At 64.1% G+C, this 23,426-nt stretch carries 19 protein-coding genes; 7 read left to right on the top strand and 12 right to left on the bottom strand.

The annotated features are described in order from the left end of the window. Position 1 precedes the first annotated feature (1 nt). Entirely contained in the window at positions 2-1,513 is a 1,512-nt protein-coding gene (gene zwf / locus U5L98_RS00135; RefSeq protein WP_322556326.1) for a glucose-6-phosphate dehydrogenase, read from the bottom strand. Positions 1,514-1,740: 227 nt separating this feature from the next. Here zwf and U5L98_RS00140 point away from each other — a divergent pair, with 227 nt between their 5' ends. From U5L98_RS00140 to U5L98_RS00155, 4 genes are all read left to right on the top strand, one after another. Beyond that, a complete protein-coding gene (locus U5L98_RS00140) occupies positions 1,741-2,613 on the top strand; it encodes a MurR/RpiR family transcriptional regulator (RefSeq protein ID WP_322556327.1) in 873 nt (290 codons plus the stop codon). Between the two features lie 75 nt (positions 2,614-2,688). Next, positions 2,689-3,558: a putative selenate ABC transporter substrate-binding protein gene (locus U5L98_RS00145; RefSeq protein WP_322556328.1), complete on the top strand. Its 870-nt coding sequence runs from the start codon at positions 2,689-2,691 to the stop codon at positions 3,556-3,558. Continuing rightward, a complete protein-coding gene (locus U5L98_RS00150) occupies positions 3,558-4,319 on the top strand; it encodes an ATP-binding cassette domain-containing protein (RefSeq protein ID WP_322556329.1) in 762 nt (253 codons plus the stop codon). The genes U5L98_RS00145 and U5L98_RS00150 overlap by 1 nt, the downstream gene beginning before the upstream one ends. Then, on the top strand, positions 4,316-5,839 hold the full coding sequence (locus tag U5L98_RS00155; RefSeq protein WP_322556330.1) for an ABC transporter permease: 1,524 nt from the start codon (positions 4,316-4,318) through the stop codon (positions 5,837-5,839). The genes U5L98_RS00150 and U5L98_RS00155 overlap by 4 nt, the downstream gene beginning before the upstream one ends. Positions 5,840-5,867: 28 nt before the next feature. Here the strand turns inward: U5L98_RS00155 and U5L98_RS00160 are convergent, their stop codons facing one another. Then, positions 5,868-6,209, bottom strand: coding sequence for a TraR/DksA family transcriptional regulator (locus U5L98_RS00160; RefSeq protein ID WP_151442938.1), 342 nt, complete (start codon positions 6,207-6,209; stop codon positions 5,868-5,870). A 155-nt stretch (positions 6,210-6,364) separates the two neighbouring features. On the opposite strand from U5L98_RS00160, the gene U5L98_RS00165 reads away from it, so the two are divergent. Then, positions 6,365-7,555 carry an MFS transporter gene (locus tag U5L98_RS00165; protein WP_322556331.1) on the top strand — a complete coding sequence of 397 codons (1,191 nt, stop codon included), beginning with the start codon at positions 6,365-6,367 and terminating at the stop codon, positions 7,553-7,555. On the opposite strand, the gene U5L98_RS00170 is transcribed toward U5L98_RS00165, so the two are convergent. Further along, positions 7,552-8,406 carry a universal stress protein gene (locus U5L98_RS00170; RefSeq protein ID WP_322556332.1) on the bottom strand — a complete coding sequence of 285 codons (855 nt, stop codon included), beginning with the start codon at positions 8,404-8,406 and terminating at the stop codon, positions 7,552-7,554. The genes U5L98_RS00165 and U5L98_RS00170 overlap by 4 nt on opposite strands. A gap of 116 nt (positions 8,407-8,522) precedes the next feature. Further along, a complete protein-coding gene (locus tag U5L98_RS00175; protein WP_322556333.1) occupies positions 8,523-10,604 on the bottom strand; it encodes a HelD family protein in 2,082 nt (693 codons plus the stop codon). 256 nt (positions 10,605-10,860) lie between these two features. On the opposite strand from U5L98_RS00175, the gene U5L98_RS00180 reads away from it, so the two are divergent. Next, entirely contained in the window at positions 10,861-11,565 is a 705-nt protein-coding gene (locus tag U5L98_RS00180) for a TVP38/TMEM64 family protein (protein WP_322556334.1), read from the top strand. On the opposite strand, the gene U5L98_RS00185 is transcribed toward U5L98_RS00180, so the two are convergent. The 8 genes from U5L98_RS00185 to U5L98_RS00220 form a co-directional block, all read right to left on the bottom strand. Then, on the bottom strand, positions 11,538-13,772 hold the full coding sequence (locus U5L98_RS00185; RefSeq protein WP_322556335.1) for a glycosyltransferase: 2,235 nt from the start codon (positions 13,770-13,772) through the stop codon (positions 11,538-11,540). The genes U5L98_RS00180 and U5L98_RS00185 overlap by 28 nt on opposite strands. Positions 13,773-13,894: 122 nt before the next feature. Continuing rightward, on the bottom strand, positions 13,895-15,052 hold the full coding sequence (gene cfa / locus U5L98_RS00190; protein WP_322556336.1) for a cyclopropane fatty acyl phospholipid synthase: 1,158 nt from the start codon (positions 15,050-15,052) through the stop codon (positions 13,895-13,897). 131 nt (positions 15,053-15,183) lie between these two features. Further along, positions 15,184-16,038, bottom strand: coding sequence for a universal stress protein (locus U5L98_RS00195; RefSeq protein WP_322556337.1), 855 nt, complete (start codon positions 16,036-16,038; stop codon positions 15,184-15,186). Position 16,039: 1 nt separating this feature from the next. Further along, on the bottom strand, positions 16,040-17,530 hold the full coding sequence (locus U5L98_RS00200) for a SulP family inorganic anion transporter (RefSeq protein ID WP_322556338.1): 1,491 nt from the start codon (positions 17,528-17,530) through the stop codon (positions 16,040-16,042). A 345-nt stretch (positions 17,531-17,875) separates the two neighbouring features. After that, on the bottom strand, positions 17,876-18,754 hold the full coding sequence (locus U5L98_RS00205) for a DMT family transporter (protein ID WP_416208160.1): 879 nt from the start codon (positions 18,752-18,754) through the stop codon (positions 17,876-17,878). 107 nt (positions 18,755-18,861) lie between these two features. Continuing rightward, positions 18,862-19,665, bottom strand: coding sequence for a slipin family protein (locus tag U5L98_RS00210; protein WP_322556340.1), 804 nt, complete (start codon positions 19,663-19,665; stop codon positions 18,862-18,864). Between the two features lie 58 nt (positions 19,666-19,723). Then, entirely contained in the window at positions 19,724-21,175 is a 1,452-nt protein-coding gene (locus tag U5L98_RS00215; RefSeq protein WP_322556341.1) for a nodulation protein NfeD, read from the bottom strand. 223 nt (positions 21,176-21,398) lie between these two features. Continuing rightward, a complete protein-coding gene (locus tag U5L98_RS00220; protein ID WP_322556342.1) occupies positions 21,399-22,106 on the bottom strand; it encodes a c-type cytochrome in 708 nt (235 codons plus the stop codon). A gap of 317 nt (positions 22,107-22,423) precedes the next feature. Between U5L98_RS00220 and U5L98_RS00225 the strand changes: the two genes are divergently transcribed. Further along, positions 22,424-23,407: an aminoglycoside phosphotransferase family protein gene (locus U5L98_RS00225; RefSeq protein ID WP_322556343.1), complete on the top strand. Its 984-nt coding sequence runs from the start codon at positions 22,424-22,426 to the stop codon at positions 23,405-23,407. Positions 23,408-23,426 lie beyond the last annotated feature (19 nt).

The raw sequence follows: 23,426 nt of genomic DNA on the forward strand, positions 1-23,426 counted from the left end.
CTCAGTAGTCCTCGTACCAGCTGCGGCCGTCCTGGGTGATCATGGCGATGGACGCGACCGGCCCCCAGGAGCCAGCCGGATAGCGACGAGGCGGCTCGTCGCGATCAGCCCAGGCGGCAATCAGATTGTCGCACCACTGCCAGGCATGCTCGACCTCATCGCGGCGCACGAAGAGATACTGCTGGCCCTTCATCACCTCCAGCAGCAGCCGCTCGTAGGCATCCGGAATCCGCGTCTTGGGGAAGGCGCTGTTGAAATCCAGGTGCAGCGGTCCGCGACGCAGTCGCATGCCTTTGTCCAGGCCGCTGTCCTTGGTCAGCACCTCCAGCGCAATGCCCTCCTCAGGCTGCAGGCGGATCACCAGTTTGTTGGAAGCCAATCCCCGTTGGTCGGGATCGAAGATATAGTGCGGCTGCTGGCGGAAATGGATGATGATCTGCGAAAGCTTCTCCGGCATGCGCTTGCCGGTACGCAGGTAGAAAGGCACGCCGGCCCAGCGCCAGTTGGCTACCCCGGTCTTCATGGCCACGAAGGTCTCGGTCTGGCTCTCGGTATTGGCTCCCTCCTCTTCCAGGTAGCCCGGTACACCATGACCATCCGTGGTACCAGCCATGTACTGGCCACGTACCACATCGCGCCCCAGCATATCGTCGGTGAAGGGCTTGAGCGCCTTGAGCACCTTGACCTTCTCGTCGCGGATCGCGTCGGCATCGAGGTTGGCCGGCGGATCCATGGCGATCAGGCACACCAGCTGCAGCAGGTGGTTCTGCACCATGTCGCGCAGCTGGCCGGCTTCGTCGAAATAGCCCCAGCGCCCCTCGATGCCGACCTTCTCGGCCACGGTGATCTCCACGTGGGAAATGTGATTCTGGTTCCACTGGGTGCCGAACAGCGGGTTGGCAAAGCGCAGCGCGATCAGGTTCTGCACCGTCTCCTTGCCCAGGTAGTGGTCGATGCGATAGATCCGGGATTCGGGGAAAACCGCGCCGATGGCGTCATTGATCTCGGCGGAAGAGTCGAGGTCATGGCCGATCGGTTTCTCGACCACCACCCGGCTCTGTTCGTCGAGACTACCGCTGGCCTCGAGGTGGCGGCAGATGTCGCCATATATCTTCGCGGCCACCGAGAGGTAGACCACCATGGGGCGCAGCAAACCCTGCTGACGCCACTCGCGAATGGCGGCGTAGCCATCGGGCTTGGTGAAATCGAGCTGGATGAAATCGAGACGAGCCAGGAATCGGGCCAACGCTTCCCGCTCAAGCTCCTCCGCCTTGACATAGGTCTTGAGCGCTTTCTCGACCTGCTTGCGGAAACCGTCCAGGTCGTAGTCCTGGCGGGCCAGGCCCAGCAGCCGGGTGCCGGGGTCCAGCAGCCCCTCGCGCTCGAGGTGAAAGAGCGCCGGGAACAACTTGCGCTGAGCCAGATCGCCAAGCGCGCCGAACAGCGCCAGGTCGATTTCCGTGCCGCCAGCGCCGCTGGGCTTGGCCTCGCCGGATCGATTGCGTTGTGTCATGTCCGCCTCATCTGGTTAACTTACCTAAAAATAGCGCATAAAAAGAGTTTCGCGCAAGCATATTATGTAAGTTTACAACAATAAATACCCCTTCGATACGCCTTCCTACTCTTCCTTCTTTGCGCATGGCACCGCATAGTCAGCATAATGTAGTTAAATCACTACATCACATCTGTTTCACCCCGCGCCGCCGATGGCGCCCCGTCGTCACGGAGACTTCATCGCTCATGGTTCGACACGATCTTCTCGACCGTATCCGCCGGCAGCTCGACGAGCTCAACCGATCAGAACGCAAGGTGGCCGACGTTATCCTGGCCGACCCGACATCGGCCACCAGCATGAGCATCGCCACCCTGGCCCAGCTGGCCTCGGTCAGCGAGCCCACGGTCAACCGCTTCTGCCGTAGCTTCGATGCCAAGGGCTACCCGGACTTCAAGATCAAGCTCGCCCAGAGCCTGGCCGGGGGTACCCCCTACGTCAGCCAGGCGGTGGAACCCAGTGACTCCGCCAACGAATACACCAGCAAGATCTTCGGGGCCACCATCGCCGCGCTGGACCAGGCCCGCCGCGAGGTGGCCCCGGAGCGCATCGAGCGCGTGGTCGACTACCTGATCCAGGCCAGGCAGCTGCACTTTTTCGGCCTCGGGGCCTCGGGGGCGGTGGCCCAGGATGCCCAGCACAAGTTCTTCCGCTTCAACATGCCGGTCACCGCCTATGTGGACGTGCTGATGCAGCGCATGGTGGCCGCCGCCTGCCACACCGGCGATGTGGTAGTGATGCTCTCCTGGACGGGGCGAACCCGGGACCTGGTGGACATCGCCCGGCTGGCGAGGGAGAACGGTGCCGTGGTGCTCGGCATCACCGCACCGCACTCGCCGCTCGCCGCCGAGTGTACCGAGACCCTGGAGGTCGCCACACCGGAGGACACCGACTACTACATGCCCATGACTTCGCGGATGATCCAGCTCGCACTGATCGATGTCCTGGCCACAGGCGTGACGCTGCGCCGCGGTGAGGACTTCCTGCCCCACCTCAAGAAGATCAAGGACAGCCTGCAGGCGACACGCTACCCCGCCGGCGGCCGCGACGACCAGCCCTGAGCTACCACCCGACTTGCCAGGCCGGCGACGAGCCACAACAATAGCCACCTTCAAACATCCACTCCGGAGACCGCAATGCGCTGGCTTGCCGCTTCCACCCTCGTCACTTCCACCACTGTCCTGGCCCTGTTCGCCCAGGGAGCCGCCGCCGACACTTTCCGCTTCACCGCCATTCCCGACGAGGACCAGTCGCGACTGGTGGAGCGCTTCTCCAAGGTGGCGGACTATCTGGAGGAACGCCTCGAGGTGGAGGTGGAGTATGTGCCGGTGAAGTCCTATGGCGCCACGGTCACCGCCTTTCGCAACAATCAGGTCCAGCTGGCCTGGTTCGGCGGCCTCTCCGGGGTTCAGGCGCGTCGCCTGGTGCCGGGTTCAATCGCTCTGGCCCAGGGTAGCGAGGATGCCGAGTTCAAGAGCTACGTCATCGCTCACCGCTCCACCGGCCTCGAGCGGTCCGAGGAACTGCCCGCTGCCATCGAGGGCATGAGCCTCACCTTCGGCTCACGCACCTCCACCTCGGGGCGCCTGATGCCCGAGCATTTCCTGCGCAAGCGCTTCGGTGAGGCCCCCGACGAGCTCTTCTCGCGGATCGGCTATTCCGGCGACCACTCGCGCACCATCGCCCTGGTGGAGGCCGGCACCTGGGATCTGGGCGCGGTCAACTACACCGTCTGGGAGGCCGCCGTGGCCGACGATCGGGTGGATACCGACAAGGTCGAGGTGATCTGGGCCACTCCGCCCTACCCGGACTACAACTGGACCCTGCGTGGCGACGTCGACGAGCAGTTCGGCGAAGGCTTCACCGACAAGGTACGCGCGGCCCTGCTCGAGATGGACGACCCCGAGTTACTGGCGAGCTTTCCCCGCGAGGACTTCATCCCCGCTGACAACGCCCTCTACGCCCCCATCGAGGACGTCGCAGAAGAACTCGGCCTGCTGCGCTGATGGCGGGCGAACCACGCCGCCCGTTGGTCGCCTTCGAGGCCGAGGATCTCGGCCTCGACGACCAGGTAGTGCTGCCCCGCCTGACGCTCGCTCTTTACGCGGGGGAGCGTGTCGCCCTGCTCGGCCCCAGTGGGGCCGGTAAGTCCACCCTGCTGGGGGCCCTGCGCCTACGGCTGGGTGACGCCGCCGCCTGGTGCCCCCAGCAGCATGGCCTGGTGCCTCAGCTAGCGGTTTATCACAACGTCTACATGGGCCGGCTGGCTGAGCACTCGGCCCTGGCCAACCTGTGGAATCTGGTGCGCCCGCTGGCCGGCCCCTGGCACCAGGTCGCCGAGCTCTGTGAGTCCCTGGGCCTGGCCGGACTGCTGCGCCGCCCCGTCGGCCAGCTCTCTGGCGGCCAGCGCCAGCGGGTCGCCATCGCTCGGGCCCTCTACCAGCAGCGCGAGCTGTTTCTCGGCGACGAGCCGGTGGCCAGCGTCGACCCTCACCAGGCACTACGCCTGCTGGGGTTGATCGAGGCGCGCCACACTACCGCGGTAATCGCCCTCCACCAGCGAGAGCTGGCACTCAGCCATTTCGACCGGATCTGGGGGCTGCGTGACGGCCAGTTGGTGATCGACGCCCCGGCCCCCCAACTGACCCTGGAGGATCTGGACGGCCTCTACCCCGATGCCGATACATTCGCCGAGTCGCCACAGGAAGAAACGACCCCCCGGATGCCCGACCCGGAGGCGCTGCCCTGCGCGCGGGGGCGGCCGTGAGCGGTGACCTGACCGAGCGGCCGGGCCACGGCCGTTACTGGTGGCGCGGCAACAGTACCGGGCTGAGACTTGTCCGCCATACCCTGGTGCTGTTGGCGCTGGCCGTGGTGATGGCGCCCTTCGCCGACCTGGCGGTCCTGACACGCGACCCCTGGGGAGAGCTGGCACGCATGGCCCAGGGGCTGGCCTGGCCCGCCTGGGGGTCGCTGGAATCACCGCTGCAAGCCCTCGGCCTGACCGTGGCCGTGGCCCTGTGGGGAACGCTGGGCGGGATGCTGCTGGGCTTCCCACTGGCGATGCTGTTCTCTCGCTCGCGGCTGGTCCGAGCCGGCTGTGCCTTCGTGCGGGCGATTCACGAGCTGTTCTGGGCGCTGCTCTTCCTGCAGGTTTTCGGCCTCTCGGCGGCCACCGCGCTGATGGCCCTGGCGATCCCCTATGCCGGCATCTTCGCCAAGGTCTATGCCGAGATCCTCGAGCAGATACCGGGCGCGCCGCACGACGCCCTGCCACAGGGGGTCGGGCGGCTGTCCCGTTTCATCTATGCCGAGCTGCCGCTGGCCTGGGCCAGGCTCTCCGCCTATACCCGCTATCGCTTCGAGTGCGGGCTGCGCGCCAGCGTGTTGCTGGGCTTCGTCGGCCTGCCGACCCTAGGCTTCCAGCTCGAGACCGCCTTCCGCGAGGGACGCTACCACGATGCCGGAGCCCTGCTGTGGCTCTTCTACCTGCTGATCGCCAGCCTGCCCTGGTGGGGCCACCGACGGCTGTTGCCACTGCTCGCCCTCGGCGGTGCCTTCCTGCTGGGCCCATGGCCGGCAGTGGAAGGCGGCCTGCTGTGGCGCTTCATCAGCCAGGATATCTGGCCACCGGCGCTGCTCGAAGGCGACTGGCGAGGCCTCATCGACTGGCTGGATCGCATTCCCGACCTCGGCCCGGCCATCGGCAACACCCTGCTGCTCGGCCTGCTGGGCAGCGTGGGAGCCCTCCTGGTGGCCCTGGCACTGTGGCCGCTGGCCTGTCGACACTTCGGCAACCCCGCAACCCGGCTGGCCGGGCGGGGGCTGTTGATCTTCCTGCGCTCGACGCCCGAACTGATGCTGGCCTTCTTCTTCCTGCTGCTGCTGGGGCCGTCGCTGCTGCCCGCCTGGCTGGCATTGGCGCTGCATAACGGTGCGCTGATCAGCTTCCTGGTGGCACGCCATGCCGATGCCATCACTCCCGGCATGCCCGGCGTGAACGCCACGGGCCGTCTGGCCTACGAGCTGCTGCCGCGGCTCTATCCGGGCATCCTAGCACTGCTTTATTACCGCGCCGAGGTGATCCTGCGCGAGACGGCCATCCTGGGAATGCTGGGTGTGGCTACGCTGGGCTACTACATCGACGAGAACTTCGAGTACCTGCTGTTCGACGTGGCCTTCTTCCTGCTGCTGGTTACCGCGGCACTCAACATCGCCGTTGACGCCCTCTCACGGCGCCTGCGTCCCAAAGAGACGGCCATCATCGATGATCCCTGCCAGCGCTAGGGGCCGTCGCCGCTGTGGGCGCCGGACGTCAGTCGGCGCAATCGATGCACTTCAGCACTAGGGGATCGCCCTCCAGTCGCCTGGCGCCGATCCATTCACCACACTCGATGCACTCGCCATATTCGCCCTTGTCGATGCGTGAGAGTGCGCCCGTGATGCGGCGCAACGCCAGCTGACGCCGCTGCTCCTCGGCCTTGGCCATGGCCTGTCCCTGCATGGCATCCATGCGCGACAGGCGCCCTACCGATGTCTGGTCCAGCATCACGGTATCGCGGGATTCACGGCTGGCATCGCTCTGCTCGAGCAGTTCGGCACGCAACGCATGCAACCGCCTCACCACGGCGTCCATATCCAGCTCTGGATGATTCATCACCCCCTCCATTTGCGGAAGATTGGACCAGCCGGCACACCACCCTCAGCGTGCAGCTGATATCCTAGCCCGCTTTCGGTCACTCGGCCTCAGGGCTCCATCTTGCCACCGCTCGCCAACGGCCGCACTCCCGTCACGACAATCCGGAGGTCACCATGGGTTACCGCACCCTGCTGCGGGATCATCGAGGGTTGCTGGGCATCGCCTTCCTGGCAATGTTCTCCTCGAGCCTGGGCCAGAGCTTTTTCATTGGCCTCTTCCAGGCGCCGATCAGCGCGCACCTGGGACTCTCCGCCGGACAGTTCGGAACCGCCTATGCCGTGGTGACCCTGGTGGCTGGCTTCGCCGTGCTGCACCTGGGGCCCAGCATCGACTGGGTGGCGCCGCGGCGTTTCGCGCTGGTGGTGATCGCCGCGCTGCTCGCCGGTATCCTGCTGTTGACCGCCGCTCCCTGGTGGGGGGTGGGGCTTCTCGGCCTGGGCCTGGTGCGCTTCTGCGGCCAGGGCATGATGACACACCTGGGCAACACCCTCGCCGGCCGTGAGTTCGTCAGCCTGCGGGGGCGCGCACTGGGCCTGGTCGGCATGGGCATCATGCTGGGAGAGTCGGCGCTGCCGCCATTGATGGCGGCGCTGCTGATGTGGCTGAGCTGGCGGGAACTGTGGTGGCTGTTCGTGATCTTCCTGGCGCTATTCTGGGTGCCACTGCTGCTGCTCGGGCCGTGGCCGAAAGCGCCAGGAAAGCGCCCGGCGCGTGGTCAGCGTCGCGGCGGCCCGCGCCCCTTCCGCGAGGCTCGCTTCTGGAAATTGCTGCCGTTGCTGATGATCCTGCCGGTAACCATGACCGGGCTTTTCATCTACCAGGCGCGCATGACCCAGGATCTGGGCAGCTCCTTGGGCGTCTATGCCCTGGCCCTCACCGGCATGGGGCTAGCCAAGCTGCCAGGTGCACTGCTGGGCGGACGCTGGGTCGACAGGCTCGGCCCTGTCCGCCTGGCGCGAGTCTACCTGCTGCCCTATGCGTTGGCCTTGCTGGTGGCCATCTTCGTGGGCGGTGACCTTGGCGTGTGGTCGCTGATGGTCGGCGGCGGGCTCGCCATGGGCGCTCAGGAACCCATCGCCACCAGTCTGCTGGTGCGCAGCTGGGGTGCCGAGCATCTGGGCTCGGTGCGCGCCACGCTGAGCGCGGCCATGGTCCTCTCGACCGGGCTGGCCCCGGCGGTGCTGGGCGTGACCCTGGATCTTGGCGCCTCGTTCAATGGCATCCTCGCCGGCATGCTGGCATTGCTGGTCGCCGGCTGGATGCTGGCCCAAGGGGTATTGAGAGAGCTCAAGACAGCAAGTTAGCGCAACAGCAGCACCGGATTGGTGGCCTTGCGCAGCATCTCGGTGGTAGTGCTGCCCACCAGCAGATGGCGAATGCGCGAGTGGCCGTAGGCCCCCATCACCAGCAGGTCGATGGCCTGCTCCTCCTGGTAGCCGCGCAAGGTGGCTTCCACCTCACCGGCACGGATGGCCCCCTCCGCCTCGTGGCCGGCATCGCGCAGCGTCTTGAGCGCCCAGTCGAGCTGAGAGCGGTTGTCGCCGGTCTCGGCGCCGACGATCACCACGTGCACGGGAATGCCGTCGAATAGCGGGCTCTTGGCCAGCATCTCCACCCCCTTGCGGGTGGTCTTGCTGCCGTCGAAGGCGAGCATCACCTTCTCCGGTTTCTTGTAGGCCTCGGGCACCATAAGGATCGGCCGGTGCAGGGTGCGCACCACCCGCTCGAGATTGGTGCCCAGGTGGTCGCCGTCCTGGTGGGCCATCTCGCCACGCTTACCCATCACCAGCAGGCGAATCTCGTCCTGCAGCTCCTCCAGAGTCTCCACCAGGGTGCCGTTGCGCTGGCGGGTGGCAGGCTCGGCCACGCCATCCTCGACGGCACGTTCCTTGGCGGCCTTGAGCATCAGCCGGCCCTGCTCCTGGGCCACCTTGGCGCGCTTCTCTTCCAATTCGGAGAGCTCCTCGAGCAGATGCTCCCGAGCCCCGAGCCCGATATTGCCGGAGAGATCCGCCTCGGCCGTCTGGGGGTGGTTGTCGTTCACATGCAGGAAGGTCAGCGGAGCGCTCAGCGCCACGCTGGCCCAGGCGGCATAGCCGCTAACCCCTTCCGAGTACTTCGAGCCGTCAATGGCGGCCATCACCTGTTCGGTCATCAAACTGTTTCCTGGCTGGCGTATGTCGTTGTCTGTCGACTCGTTTCTACCCGATCGTGGGCGGCTTGCCTAGGACATGGGTCAACACCCGTGCTGTTTAGCCACAATATCGCCGGTCAGGCGGCTTCCAAAAAAGGTGTGAGGGGGCCAGAATGCGTCAGGGCCAGGCGGTGCATGGCCCGGGTGCAGGCCACGTAGAGCATGTTGCGCTCCATGTCGGTGGCATAGTTGCTGGCCGTGACCTCGGGCACGATGACCCGGTCGAACTCCAGACCCTTGGCCATGTGGGCAGTACAGACGACGATACCCTGGCCGAAGGCGGCACTCTTCTCGCCGAGCAGCTGCAGCCGATCGAATTCACCGTGCTCGCCACCCTCCAGGGCCTCGAAGACCTTCTTCGCCTGCTTCTGGGTCTTGCAGACTATCCCTAAGGTGTTGTGCTCGGAGGCGACGAAGTCGCGGGCCAGCTCGCCGAGGGTGGCGAGCTCCGCCTTGCGGCTGCGGACAGGGATCACCGCAGGCTCCTCGCCGTGGCGCTCGATCGCCTCCAGCTCGGGGTTAGGCGAGATACGCTGGGCGAAACGGGTGATCTGAAGACTCGAGCGGTAGCTCTTGTTGAGCGTCACGCAGGAAGTCTGGCGCAGCACCCGGCGAATCTCCTCGGCCTTGGAGGCGCTGTAGGGATTCACCGCCTGGAAGGCGTCGCCGAGGATGGTTTTCTTGCAGGCGAAGAGCCGGCCGATCACCGCATACTGAACCGGGGTGTAGTCCTGCATCTCGTCGATCAGCAGGTGCTTTACGTTACGCCAGCGCGAGCGAACGCCCTCCAGGCGCATCTTGAGGTAGATCAGCGGGAAGACATCGGCGTACTCGAGCCGTCCCCGAGAAGCGGTCCTGAACAGCTCGGGCCGTCCCAGCCAGTCATAGAAGCCCTTGTAGGTCTCGCGCAGGGTCGCCTGCCTGAGCATGGTCTTGACGGCCGCCTTGAGCTGCTTGCGCTCCTCGGGCTCGAGGTCGTAGTTGTACTGGTTGCCGATCTTGCGTTCGATCTCCCAGCTCACCTGCTTCAGCCGTTCATTGGTGGGCAGGTGACGATGCTTGCGGAAGACCTCCTCGAGCAGCCAGGCGGGCACCAGCCGTCGGGCGATCCACAGGTCCTCGGCAGCGAAGCGATTGGCCTCCACGTGGGCGGCGTAGCGGTCAAGCTCGGTCAGGAACTCCGGCGAGGCCTTGTAGCGCAGCCGCGCCTTCATCGCCTCGTCGTCCTTCTCGAGCAGCACCGTGGTCTGCTCGAAGAAGCTCTCGAAGCGGTACTGGCCTTCGAGCAGCTCATCGGCCAGCTCCTCCATGCCGACCTGATTGACCGTCTCCTCGCCGAGCTCCGGCAGCACATTGGCGATGTAGTCGGAAAACACCCGGTTGGGCGAGATGATCAGGATGTCCTCGGAGCTGAGGCTGTCCTTGAAGCGATAGAGCAGAAAGGCGATGCGGTGCAGGGCGATGGAGGTCTTGCCGGAGCCGGCTACCCCCTGGATGACCAGCGCCTGGGCCTCGTCGTTGCGGATGATGGCGTTCTGGTCGCGCTGGATGGTGGCGACGATGTTCTTCATGCCCTCGTCGGAGGCGCGGCTCAGCTCCTCCTGGAGCACCTCATCGACCACGTGCACCGCGCTGTCGATCATCAGTTCGATCTCGCCGCCCTTGATGCGGAACTGCCGCTTCAGGGAGATCTCGCCGGCCACCGGGCCCTCGGGACTCTCGTAGGTCGCGGGGCCGGTCTCGTAGTCGTAGAACAGCGAGGCGATGGGCGCGCGCCAGTCGTGGACGCGGCTCACTCCGGCGAGATCGTCGTGGAAGTGGTGGATGCCAATGTAGATGGGCTCGGCCTTGCCACCCCGGGCGAAGTCGAAGCGCCCAAAATAGGGGGAATTGCGGAGCTTCTCGAGCTTGTGGCGCCGGGCCAGGGCATTGTCGCCGGTCATCACCGCCTGCTCGATCGACTCCCGCGCCGAGATCTTCTCGATATGGTCCATCTCGTCGCGGCTCGTCCAGAGATACTCCTTCTGGGCCTGGATATCCTCGGCGTAGGCCGCCAGGCGCGCCTCGAGCTCCTCCAGATTGGCCTCGATGCGCTCGAGGGTATGGTCGAGCTGCCTGCGTTCGGCCTCGCGGTCGGTATCAATATGCTTCTGGGTCATGTCAATCCGTAGAATCAATGCATTTGGGCACGGTAGGGTGCAATGATCGCCAGGAGAATTCCGCTTCAGACTCCCGCGCCGCGATGTCCTGGGCAGACCCGGAGATGACTCTATACGGCTCGTCCAGACAAGTGTAGTGGGGCCTCGGAGCCGCCCCATCAACCGCATAGCAATCTGTCAGTGGTCGTCGCCCGCTTGGGCCTTGCGGCGGCCTGGCGTAAGCTGTGGCCCCCTCACTATCGGCAGGAAGCCCACCATGTCCCGCCCTCTTGGCATCGCCCTTGGTCTATTGGCCACCCTGATCACGCTGGGGCTGCTCTGGCAGTGGCTCGCCATGCAGGACCTGCTGACCCCCGAGCGACTCAAGACGTGGATCGCCTCGGCGCCGGACTGGCGTGACAACCCCTGGACCTTCCTTGTGGTGATGGCGGGCTATGCCGGCGCCCTGCTGGTGATGTTCCCGCTGAGTATCATGGTCGCCCTCACCGGCCTGATATTTGGCCCCACCTGGGGCTTTTTCTACGCCACTCTGGGGACCCTCGCCTCCTCGGTGGTCTCCTACTGGGTAGGCAGACGACTGGGACGCGATGCCCTGATGACCTATGGCGGTCGCCACCTGCATGGCATGTCACGCTACCTGGCTAGGCGCGGTATCCGCACCATGACGGTGATCAACCTGCTGCCACTGGCGCCCTTCACTCTCACCAACATGATGGCCGGGGCCTTTCATCTGCGTTTTCGCGACTACATGATCGGCTCGACGCTGGGCATCGTGCCGGGCCTTGCGGCGGTAACACTGCTGGGCAGCCAGCTTGGCGCCCTGGTCACTGCCACCAGCCGCGAGGAGCTCCTGTGGTCGCTGGCAGGCCTGGCCGCCGGCATCGTCCTGCTCGTGATGTTGCGCCGCTATGCCGGGCGCCGCAGACAAAAGGATCAGCGCCGCCAGGGTCGGCCGGAGTGATACTGCGCCAGCAGGAAGGCGTAGAAGTCGTGAGTCCGCCTGGCGAAGGCGCTGACATCATGGCTCTCGGCGAAGTTCTTCGCCTGCTCTCCCAGGCGAGTACACCGCTGGGGGTCGGCTATCAGCGAACCTAACCGTTCGGCCCATACCTCGCGGTTCTCGGGGGTCTTGAAGCCGTTCTCACCCTCTATCACCACGTCGTCGATGCCACTGGAGCGCACGGTCACTACCGGCAGGCCCGCAGACATAGCCTCGAGGATCACCATGCCTTGGGTCTCCGACTTGGAGGCGAACACAAAGATATCACCGAGGTGGTAATAGAGCGGCATCTCGTCGGGCGGGACGGCACCGATCAGCACCACGCGCTCGGCCAGGCCCAGCGCGTGTACCCGTGACTGGATATGCGAGCGTGCCGGCCCATCACCCACCAGCAACAGTCGGAAGCGGCTCTCGCCTTGCCGACGCAGCTCAGCCAAAGCCTCCAGCATGAATTCGATATTCTTCTCGCGGCTGATCCGCGACACGCTGACCAGCACCACTTCGTCGTCGGCAATCCCCAGAGCCACACGCCGCTCTGCCAGACGCTGCTCATCGACAACGCGGAAGCGCTCGACATCAATCCCCGTGGGCTGTACCAGGGTATTGGTGGTGACACCGATCACCCGCAGGTACTCCTCCGCCGAATCGGTCGGCACCACCACCCCCTGGCATTTGTTGGAGAAGCGTCGGATCAGATAATGGGAGATCAGGTTGCGGAACAGCAGCCCTGGCAGTGGCACGAAATGAGCGTAGTGCTCCAGGCGCGTATGGTAGGTGTAGACCACCGGCACCTTCAGTCGCCGCCCCATGAACAGACCCAGCGAGCCAAGCCAGAAAGGATGATGGACATGGATGATATCCGGCTTGAAGGCACGCAGCCGGCGACGCAGGCGCGGCAAAAAAAGGTTCGACAGACGAAACTCACCCTTCTCACCGAAAGCGAACAGGGTCGGTGCACGCTCGATACCGGCATCGTCGTCGTTGGGCTCACGATAGCGCGGCACGAACAGCAGCACTCGGTCTCCCAGCGCCTCCAGGCCGACACGCAGGCGTTCTACTGAGACGGTCACCCCGGAAACGAAGGGAAAATAGTTGTTGGAGTACATGCCCACCCGCAGCAAACGCCCCTGATAGGGGGTCGGGTCGACATCGTAATCGGGATAGTAGTCACGCTCTTCCATCACCAGGCGGTGCAGGTGAATGGCGAGCAGGAGCAAGCCGCTGACGATGAGCAGGAACCGCAGGTAGCTGACGTAGAAGAACGAGTAGACGTTGTTCCAGATGCTATCCAGGGTGCGCTGCCAGGCTGGCACGTCGACATCCAGCCTGACCGGTTCGATGGCGATGCCCTGCGGTGACACCTGCACGTCGACATAGTGGTGGAAGCTGGACTCGGTATCGACGATCAGCGCCCCCGCCCCGCCGGTGGTCACGTACTCGACCCCGTGGGTCTCGAGCCGCGAGAAAAGCGTCAGGTTCGCCGAGAACACCACGTCGACCCCGTGACGCTCGAAGCGTGTGATCAGACCTTGTCGAAAGGCCGGATCATCGAGATAGTGGTCAGACTCGAAGACCGGCGTCTCTTCCAGTTCTCGGTGGATGGGAAGGCCGATGAAGACAATGCGATGGGCGGCCGTCGAGGCAGTGAGCTCGCGCTCCAGCCAGTCCAGCTGCCAGGAGAAAGAGGACTTGCCGGTACCGTCGAGGAACAGAAAGTGAGCGTCGTCGACCACGAAGGAAAAGAAGTGCGGACCGAACTGCTCGTAGAACCGAAAGCTGCCGAAGTCGCTCTCCTCGTTATCGCCAAAGGTCAGCAGATAGGGCATCTCCAGCCCGGCGAGCAGCCGGTGGACAGTACGATAGCTCTCTTCCTGGCCGCCACTCACCGCATTGCCGGCGGAGGCAACGAAATCATAGCCCTCTGCATTGAGGCGCGGCACGATCTCCTCGCCAAACAGACGGATCGAATTGTTGACGTTGCCGACCACGGCGAATCGGAAGTCGCTGCGCCCCTCCAGGCGCTGGTGAATCTCCTGAACCTGAGCGGCATGCACCGACTCCTGAGCCGGGTCCCTTAGAAGCAGATAGCCCTGGTACAGGACCAACCCCAGCAACAGCAGCAGGTTGGCGTAATATAGGGGCCGCAGCCAGGTGATCCGCCGACGCATGGCATCTACTCCGTGTGAGGCGATCGAGACAATCCATCGGGCACCCCGGAAGCCCATCGATGAAGCACCTTTAACAGAACCCGGACGCTCATCGGGAATTCAAGGTGAGCGATGGGGCGCGATCAGCTGACCCGATGATAGCCACCCAGAACGCCCTTCTTGCTGAGCACGAACTGCCAGAGCTGGATGTGGCGGGCGCGAAAGGCGCCGGCGCAGCTCAGCAGGTAGTAGCGCCACATGCGGTAGAAACGCTCGCCATAGGCCTCGGCGAACTGCGGCCAGGCCGCCTCGAAGTTCTCGTGCCAGGCCATCAGGGTCTTGTCGTAATCGGCGCCGAAGTTGTGCAGGTCCTCGACAACGAAGAGCTGCTCGGCGGCATCGGTGACATGGCCCATCGCCGGCAGCTCGCCGTTGGGGAAGATGTACTTGTCGAGCCAGGGGTCCGGCGAAGTATCGCGCACGTTCTTGCCGATGGTGTGCAGCAGGAAGAGGCCGTCGTCCTTGAGGCAACGATTCGCGACCTCCATGTAGGTGCGGTAGTTCTTGCGACCGACGTGTTCGAACATGCCGATGCTGACGATACGATCGAACTGCTCGGTCTCGTCGCGATAATCCTGCAGGCGAAATTCGACGGGTAGCCCTTTCTTCATCAGCGACTTGCCATACTCGGCCTGCTCGCGGGAGACGGTCAGCCCCACGCACTCCACGCCGTAGTGCTCGGCGGCATAGGCCATGAAGCTGCCCCAGCCACAGCCGATATCGAGCACGCGCATGCCGGGCTCGAGTTCGAGCTTGCGACAGATCAGGTCGAGCTTGGCCTCCTGGGCCTGGGCCAGGTTGTCGGCCGCCTTCCAGTAGCCGCAGGTATAGGTCATGCGCGGGTCGAGCATGGCGGCGTAGAAGTCGTTGCCGAGATCATAGTGGGCCTCGCCGACCTCGAAGGCGCGCTTGGCGGTCTGCAGGTTGAGGAGGCGGGTCCTGAGGTGGTGAAGGATCAGCTTGCGCGGATTGATCTCGTCGGGGAGCCTGGCCCGCAGCAAATGGAAGAAGAACTCGTCGAGACGCTCGGCGTCCCAGTCCCCGTTCATGTAGCTCTCGCCGAGGCCCAAGTTGCCGCGGGCCAATGCCTCCTCGATGACACCATGGGCGTTGAAGCGGATATCCCAGGGGCGATCGCCGTTGATGCGGATATCCGCTTTCTCCAGCAACTCGGCGACGAAGCGATGAGAAGAGGAAGATTCATCGAAGAAGGCTGAATGGCGGGAGTGGGTACTGTCCAATGGTCGTTTCCTTGTCCATGCTCTCCCGGAAGGAGAGGTTGCGTCACCAGGCGCCCGGGTAATTGACACAAGGGTGTGCAAGAAAGAAAAAACCGGCACTCACCATGGGCGGTGGGCCGGTTTCGGGAACATCAGCGCAGCAGCAGCACCGGAATACGCGACTTGCGCAGCATCTCGGTGGTAGTGCTGCCCACCAGCAGATGGCGGATGCGCGAGTGGCCATAAGCTCCCATCACCAGCAGGTCGATACCCTGCTCCTCCTGGTAGGCGTGAAGCGTCGGCTCCACTTCGCCGGCGCGGATGGCCCCCTCCGCTTTGTGGCCGGCATCACGCAAGGTCTTTAGCGCCCAGTCGAGCTGGGAGCGGTTATCGCCGGTCTCGGCGCCGACGATCACCACGTGCACCGGGCTGCCGTCGAACAGCGGGCTCTTGGCCAGCATTTCCACGCCCTTGCGAGTGGTCTTGCTGCCATCGAAGGCCAGCATCACCTTCTCAGGCTTCTTGTAAACCTCGGGCACCATCAGGATCGGCCGATGCAAGGTACGTATTACTCGCTCCAGGTTGGTACCCAGGTGATCGCCGTCCTGGTGGGCCATCTCGCCGCGCTTGCCGATCACCAGCAGGCGAATCTCGTCCTGCAACTCTTCCAGGGTCTCTACCAGGGTGCCATTGCGCTGGCGGGTAACCGGCTCCACCACACCATGCTGGTTCGCTCGTTCGCTGGCGCCCTTGAGCATCAGACGGCCCTGCTCCTGGGCCACCTTGGCGCGCTGCTCATCGAGCTGAGAGAGCTCCTCCAGGAGGTGTTCCCGGGCACCGAGACCGATATTGCCGGAGAGATCCGCCTCGGCCGTCTGGGGGTGATTGTCGTTCACGTGCAGGAAGGTCAGCGGAGCATCCAGTGCCAGGCTGGCCCAGGCGGCGTAGTCGCTAACCCCTTCCGAGTACTTCGAGCCGTCAATGGCGGCCATTACCTGCTCTGTCATATCAGTGACCTCCCATCAGTTTTTCGACGGCTTCGGGGTCATCGTGCACGGCGAACCGGTCAACGATGGTGGCGCTTGCCTCGTTGAGGCCGATCATCTCTACCTCGGTGCCCTCGCGGCGGAACTTGATGACGATGCGATCCAGCGCCTGAACGGCGGTGATGTCCCAGAAGTGGGCGCGCGACAGGTCGATGGTGACCTTTTCCACCGTCTCCTTGAAGTCGAATGCCTCACCAAAGCGCTCGGAAGAGGCAAAGAATACCTGACCCACCACCTTGTAGATGCGCGCATTGCCATCGTCGACCTCTTCGCTGCCGACATAGAGAATGTTGCCCACCTTGTTGGCGAAATTCATGGCGGCAAGCAGCACGCCGACGAAGACACCGATAGCCAGGTTGTGCGTAAACACCACTACCACCACGGTGGCCACCATGACCATATTGGTGCTCATCGGGTGCTTCTTGAGATCCTTGATAGAACTCCAACTGAAGGTACCGATGGCCACCATGATCATCACCGCCACCAAGGCCGCCATGGGAATCTGGGAGACCCAGTCGGCGAGGAACACCACCATCAGCAGCAGCACCACGCCAGCGATGAGCGAAGACATGCGACGACGACCGCCGGACTTGATGTTGATCACCGACTGGCCAATCATCGCGCAGCCCGCCATGCCACCGATCAGGCCGGAGCCGATGTTGGCGATGCCCTGGCCCTTGCACTCGCGGTTCTTGTTGCTCCGGGTATCGGTGAGATCATCAATGATGGTGGCGGTCATCATCGACTCAAGCAGGCCTACCACGGTCAGCATCAGCGCATAGGGCAGGATGATCATCAGTGTCTCGAGGTTGAGCGGCACCTCGGGCCACAGGAACACCGGCAGACTGTCGGGTAGCTGACCCATGTCGCCCACGCTGCGAATCTCCATGCCGGTGAGAAGGTAGACGACTGTGAGCACCACGATGCATACCAGCGGCGAGGGGATCGACTTGCCGATCATCGGCACCATGGGGAACCCGTAGATGATCGCCAGACCGGCCAGCGTCATGGCATACACATGCCAGGTCACCCCGGTCAATTCCGGCAACTGGGCCATGAAGATCAGGATCGCCAGGGCGTTGACGAAGCCGGTGACCACCGAGCGCGAGACGAAGCGCATCAACTCGGCGAGCCTTAGATAGCCTGCCAGAATCTGCAACACCCCTGTGAGCAGGGTCGCAGCCAGCAGGTACTCAAGACCATGCTCCTTGACCAGGGTAACCATCAGCAGCGCCATGGCGCCGGTGGCACCGGAGATCATCCCGGAGCGCCCGCCGGTGAAGGCGATGATCACGCAGATCGCGAAGGAGGCGTAGAGGCCCACCTTGGGATCGACGCCGGCGATGATGGAGAAGGCGATGGCCTCGGGGATCAACGCCAGGGCGACGACGATGCCCGCGAGGGTGTCGCCCTTGAGGTTGGAGAACCAACTCAGTTTCATTTTTTCGTACATGCTGGGGTCCAGTCAGGGGTGATGGATGAGCCGTTAGGCGTCGTGATCCTGTCGTGCACATGCCATTCCCGGCACGCCGGTTGGGTGCTGCCGCCGATGGCAAGTCCGGGTAAGGGCGGAAATCACAAGCAAGGTGGCACACGTGGGCGCCGGGACATCACGATGATGTCGGGCGATGACGCGCCGATGATGGTGGCATCGCCGGGGAATAGGGGGGAGTGCGCTAGGGCGGCGTGGCCAGCCCTGCCAGGGGAGTCATCATGTTCTGCTGGATCCCTTGTTCTGCATCAAAGTCGCGCCGTCAGACGAAAGTTCAAATTGGGCGGGCGACAAGAGCGCTGAATTCTAGCAGAGCTCGTGCTGCGCTGCACCCAGCGCACGCCAACTTCGTTCGATCCGCCAGTCGATCAGCCCCTTGATCAGCAGGCTGCCGAGTACCAGGGCCCCGCCCAGGAATGCGGAGGGGGCCGGGCGCTCACCGAGGAGCCACCATACCCACAGGGTGCCGACCACCACCTCCAGCAGCATCAGCAGACCGACCTCAGCGGCAGGCAGGTAGAGCGGCCCCCGCTGGATCAGGGTGAAGCCCAGCGGCAGCAGCACCAGGCAAAGCACCACCAGCCACAGCAGCGAAGAGCCGGAGGGCAGCCCGACACCGGGGCCAAGCAGGCCGTAGAGCGCCGAGAGGCCCGCCACGATAAGCCCGGCCAGGGTCAGCATGGGGCTCATGTCGATCTGCGGGCGGGTGCGGCATAGGGTAAAGTTGGCAGCGAGTGCGGTGGCCGCCAGCAGCGCGAAAGCGTTACCAAGCCAGGAGCCGGTGCCGGCGTCATCCAGAGCGATCAGCCCGATGCCGACCAGGCAGGCGAAGATCGCCAGCCAGGTGCGCCTCGGCAGCCGCTCGTGCAAGAAGAGACGAGAGAGCAGCGCGGCGAGCAGCGGCGCCCCGGCCAGGATCATCAGCACGTTGCCGCCGCGGGTGTACTGGTTACCCAACACGAAGCCGAAGGTCGAGAGGCTGAACAACATCGCCACACCGATGCCGGTCCAGCCACAGCGGCGATAGGCGGCCAGCGACGCTCGCCCATGGCGAGCGATGACGATGGAGATGAAGCCCAGTGCAGTAAGCAGGCCGCGCCAGATCAGGATCTCGGCGTCGGGCAGCCCGATCACCTTGATCAGCAGGGCGTCGGGAGAAATGATCAGGGCACCGCCGCCGGTCATCAGCAGACCCTGCTGGCGGAGAGAGAGGGAAGCGGGACTCAAGGCAAACTCGATATCGGAATGAGCCTCTCAGCATGCCACGGCTCGCAAGCCGTGGCATCAGGAGGTCAGGAGGCGCTGCCGTCCTCCGGCGCCTGGCTGCCCGTACGTGCTTGGGCGGCCGGGGAAGCCTTCATGTGCTTGAAGGCCTCCATGATATCCATGGGCAGCGGGAAGAAGATGGTGGAGGCGTTCTTGTTGCTCATGTCGCTCATGGTCTGCAGGTAGCGCAGTTGCAGCGCGGCGGAGTTCTCGGACATCACGTTAGCTGCTTCGACCAGCTTCTTGGAGGCCTGCAGCTCGCCCTCGGCGTGGATCACCTTGGCGCGTCTCTCGCGCTCGGCCTCGGCCTGGCGGGCAATGGCACGGATCATGCTTTCATCGAGGTCGACGTGCTTGATCTCCACGTTGGCTACCTTGATGCCCCAGCTCTCGGCGGAGCTGTCGATGATCTCCTGGATGTCGTCATTGAGCTTGTCGCGCTCGGAAAGCATCTCGTCGAGGTCATGCTTGCCGAGCACCGAGCGCAGTGTGGTCTGAGCCAACTGGCTAGTGGCATTGACGAAGTTCTCCACCTGTATGATCGCCTTCTCGGGGTCCACCACCCGGAAGTAGAGCACCGCATTGACCTTGACGGTGACGTTGTCCTGGGAAATGACGTCCTGCTCCGGGACGTCCATGGTGATCACCCGCAGGTCGACCACCTGCATCTTCTGGATGCCGGGAATGATGATCAGCAGGCCCGGCCCCTTCACCGCCTGGAAGCGACCGAGGAAGAACACCACCCCGCGCTTGTATTCAGGAAGGATACGGATCGACGCCGCCAGCAGCATGACCAGCAGGACGACCGGAACGAGATAGGAAATCAACATGGCTTGCTCTCCTTCGATGTGTCCGACGACGGTAGACGTCGGGGATCTTGCCAGAGTCTCAGGACGGTGCGTCGAGCGGTTCCACTCTCAAGGTCAGACCATCGACCGCCGTCACCCGAACCGCCTGTCCACGCGTCAACGGCTGCGTGCTTCGAGCATTCCAGCGCTCACCCATCAGCCGCACATGCCCTTTTCTCTCGAAATCTTCCACGGCGGTGGCCTCGCTGCCAACGAGTTCCTCTTGCCCAGTCCGCGGCGCACGGCGACGCAGCCCGATGAAGCGTGTCACCACCCACAGCATCAAGCCCGCCGCCAGCAGGGCGACACCGCCGATCATCGGCAGCGAGATATTCAGGTTGTCCGCATCCATCAGCATCACCGATCCGATCACGAAGGCGACGATGCCGCCTATACCTAGAATACCGAAACTGGGCATCAAGGCCTCGCCCACGATCAGCCCCAGCCCCACAACGATCAACGCCAGGCCGGCATAATTGACGGGCAGTACCTGGAAGGCGAACAGCGCCAGCAGCAGCGAAATGATGCCGATGGTACCCGGTATCAGACTACCCGGGTTGGACAGCTCGAAGATCAGCCCGTAGAAGCCGATGATCATCAAGAAATAGGCGACGTTGGGATTGGTGATCACGGCCAGCAGCTTGGTCCGCCAGTCGGGATCGAAGCGCTCGACGGCGAGATCGGCAGTAGCCAGGGTTCGCTCGCCGTCATCCATCACCACGCTTCGGCCGTCGATCTGCTCGAGCAGGTCGTCGAGGTCACGGGCCACCACGTCGATGACGTTGTTCTCGAGCGCCTCGCTGGCGGTCAGGTTGACCGCCTCACGCACGGCCTGTTCCGCCCATTCGGCATTACGACCATGGCGCTCGGCGAGGGAGCGAATATAGGCCACCGCGTCCTCCAGTACCTTGCGCTCCATGGCCGTTTCACCGCGGCGCGGTTCGTCATTCGCCGTCTCGCTCGAGGCTTCCGGGTCGGCCGCTCCCTGCTCGGAAGCCTCGTCGTTGGCCTCACCCTCGTTCTCCTCTTCCGTCTCGCCGCCGAGTCCCGGCAGGCCACCACCCCCCATCTGCACCGGGGTCGCCGAGCCGAGATGAGTGGCCGGCGCCATGGCCGCCACGTGGCTGGCGTAGAGCAGGTAAGTGCCGGCACTGGCCGCGCGGGCTCCCGCCGGCGTGACATGGATGGCGACCGGCACGCTCGAGGCCAGCATGGCGCGGATCATGTCGCGCATCGAGGCCGAGAGCCCGCCAGGGGTGTCCATCTCAACCACGACCAGCTCGGCATCACGCTCCTCGGCGAGCTCCAGGCCACGCTGGAAATAGTCACTGATGGCTGGCCCGATGGCGCCCTCGATTGTCATCACCAGGGCGGTGCGCTCACTCTGCTGCGCTTGGACCTGCCAGGCCAGCAGCGCACCGAGCGCGAGGCACAACAGGCTGGCCAGCATCAGGACACGCCCGATCATGCCCCTGCGATCTGGATTCGTCATCTCGTCCCCGCCCTCCGATTCATGTCCCTGAGAGCCTCATCGGGAGGCAGTGGTTCAGCCATAACTGATATCAGCGTAGGCAGTGGAACCGGGAGCAGCAACAACCGGCATGCGGTCGATGGTGAGACGTTACCTTTATCGCAGGCAACCAACCACAGGCCCGCCATCTGGCGGGCCTGGATATATCGAGAAAGGTGAGCTCTTCCAGCGACGCCAGGTGGGCTCAGAGCTGATGCGGTTCTCCGGCAACGCGTTTCTGCACCTCCACCACGTAGGCCGCCAGGGAGGTCAGCTCCTCGCTGCCCCACTCGAGCGGCTCGGCCGCCATCGGCGCGACCATGCAGATCTGCACCATCTCATCGGCGTGCACCTCCGACATGCCGAACTGGTTGTAGGCCATCGCCACCTGATGGGGGAAGGGCTGTTCGAACGTCGGGTTGTAGGCCATGTCCTGACCGTCACTGCCGTGGCAAGACGCGCAGGCAAGGCCGTTGGAGCTCAAGGAGGTGTCGTAGTAGAGCTCCTCACCGCGAGCCAGCATTTCTTCGGCGTTTTCCCCAGTCTCGCTGTAAGCCGGCGAGTAGCCATCGGGTCTTGCCACTGCGGCGCTGGAGCCGCCCTCGGCTTCTCCCTCTCCTTCCGCTTCGCCCTCGGCTTCTCCCTCTCCTTCCGCTTCGCCTTCTGCTTCTCCTTCACCTTCCGCTTCACCTTCCGCTTCACCTTCTGCCTCGGCAGCGCCCTCAGCGTCGTTGCTGGCCAGCATCAGGGATGCCTCGGATGGCGAAGTGAAGTCGGAGACGGCCGCATCATCGCCTGCCGAGGCCTGAAGGACGGCACCCCCCGCCACCAGGGCGAGCAGTGGAGCCGTATAGGCCAGCTGCCGATTCAGGCGACCCAGCAGCTTGCGGCGTTTATCGTCATGCTGTGACATGATTTTCACCCTCTGTTGTGATTGTTCAGGAAATGGTGGGTACGCTGACTCCACTTCTGCGTCTCAGCGCTAACGTTGTGTCGACCCGAGCGGCCCGAGCTTACAACCGTGGGGAACGCCGACCGTGCATCGGCGCCGATGTAAGGAATACTCCCCTCATGCGACCATCAATGATCGACAGCCCAGCCATAAAGGAGCGTCATGCCGGATTTCGCTTACCCCCCTGACTCGTCACAGGCCCAGCCAGATCTCTGCCGCCCCTGTTCGACGCCTTGCGACATGCCGGTCATGACGCAGGCATCCAGGCAATGCACCCGATGGCCGACACCGGCCTGGCCCATCATCATGTGTGGCTCGAGCGGGAACAGATCGACTGGGTGGCACGTTTGCCGAAGCAGAGCCAGATGGGACTCGACCCCGCTGCAAACCTCGACTATCAGGCGGCCTGCTTCGCTCGCGCCAGCCAGGGTGGCCATGCTCCTTCCCTGCACGGCATCCTCCCGCCCAGCCCGGCGCTGCCGCGGGGTGGTCTGCTGGTCAGTGCCATCCGCGGCCGCCCGGCGCAACTCCCGAAAGATCTTCCCGATATCGCCGAGGCGCTGGCCAGCTTCCATGTACTGAACGTGCCCGATGCCGAGGAGCGTTCGCCACTGCTGTCGCCGGCCGACCCCTGGACAGCGATGCTCGAGGAGGTCAGGACCCAAGCGCGCTTCCTCGACAAGGCCGGGCTGAATACCGAGGCCCGACAGCTGATCGAGGCCGAGCTCGCCGCCCTCCCGGAACGGTTGCCTCCCGGCCCTGGCGCCGAGCCTCGACTGATCAGCTTCGATGCCCATCCGGGAAACTTCCTGGTCACCGACTCCGGACGTGCGGTGCTGGTGGACCTGGAGAAATGCCGCTATGGCCTGGTGGGCTTCGACCTGGCCCATGCCAGCCTCTACACCTCCACCACCTGGGACCTGCAGAGCCGGGCCGAGCTGCTACCCCAGGAGGTGGCCCCCTTCTATCGTCACTGGATGTCCGCCACGGGCTTTGCCGACGAGACGGCCACGTTGCTGGCATGTCGCCGCGCGATGTGGCTCTGGTCGCTGACATGGTGTGCCAAGTGGCGAGCCAGTCATCTTCTCGAGCGTGATGCTTCGACCAGTGGAGAAGACTGGTCGACCGAGCTGAGCGACGATGCGCTGATCGCCCATGTCCGCGACCGTGTCGACCACTATCTTTCGGTGCCCGTTATCGAGCATGTCCGGCAAGAGAGTCGCGTGCTGGCACGCCTTCTCTCCCCCCATGCCCAGGATTGAGCCCACTTTCCTCTCTACT

This window comes from Halomonas sp. (genome assembly GCF_034520545.1).
Lineage (GTDB): Bacteria > Pseudomonadota > Gammaproteobacteria > Pseudomonadales > Halomonadaceae > Halomonas.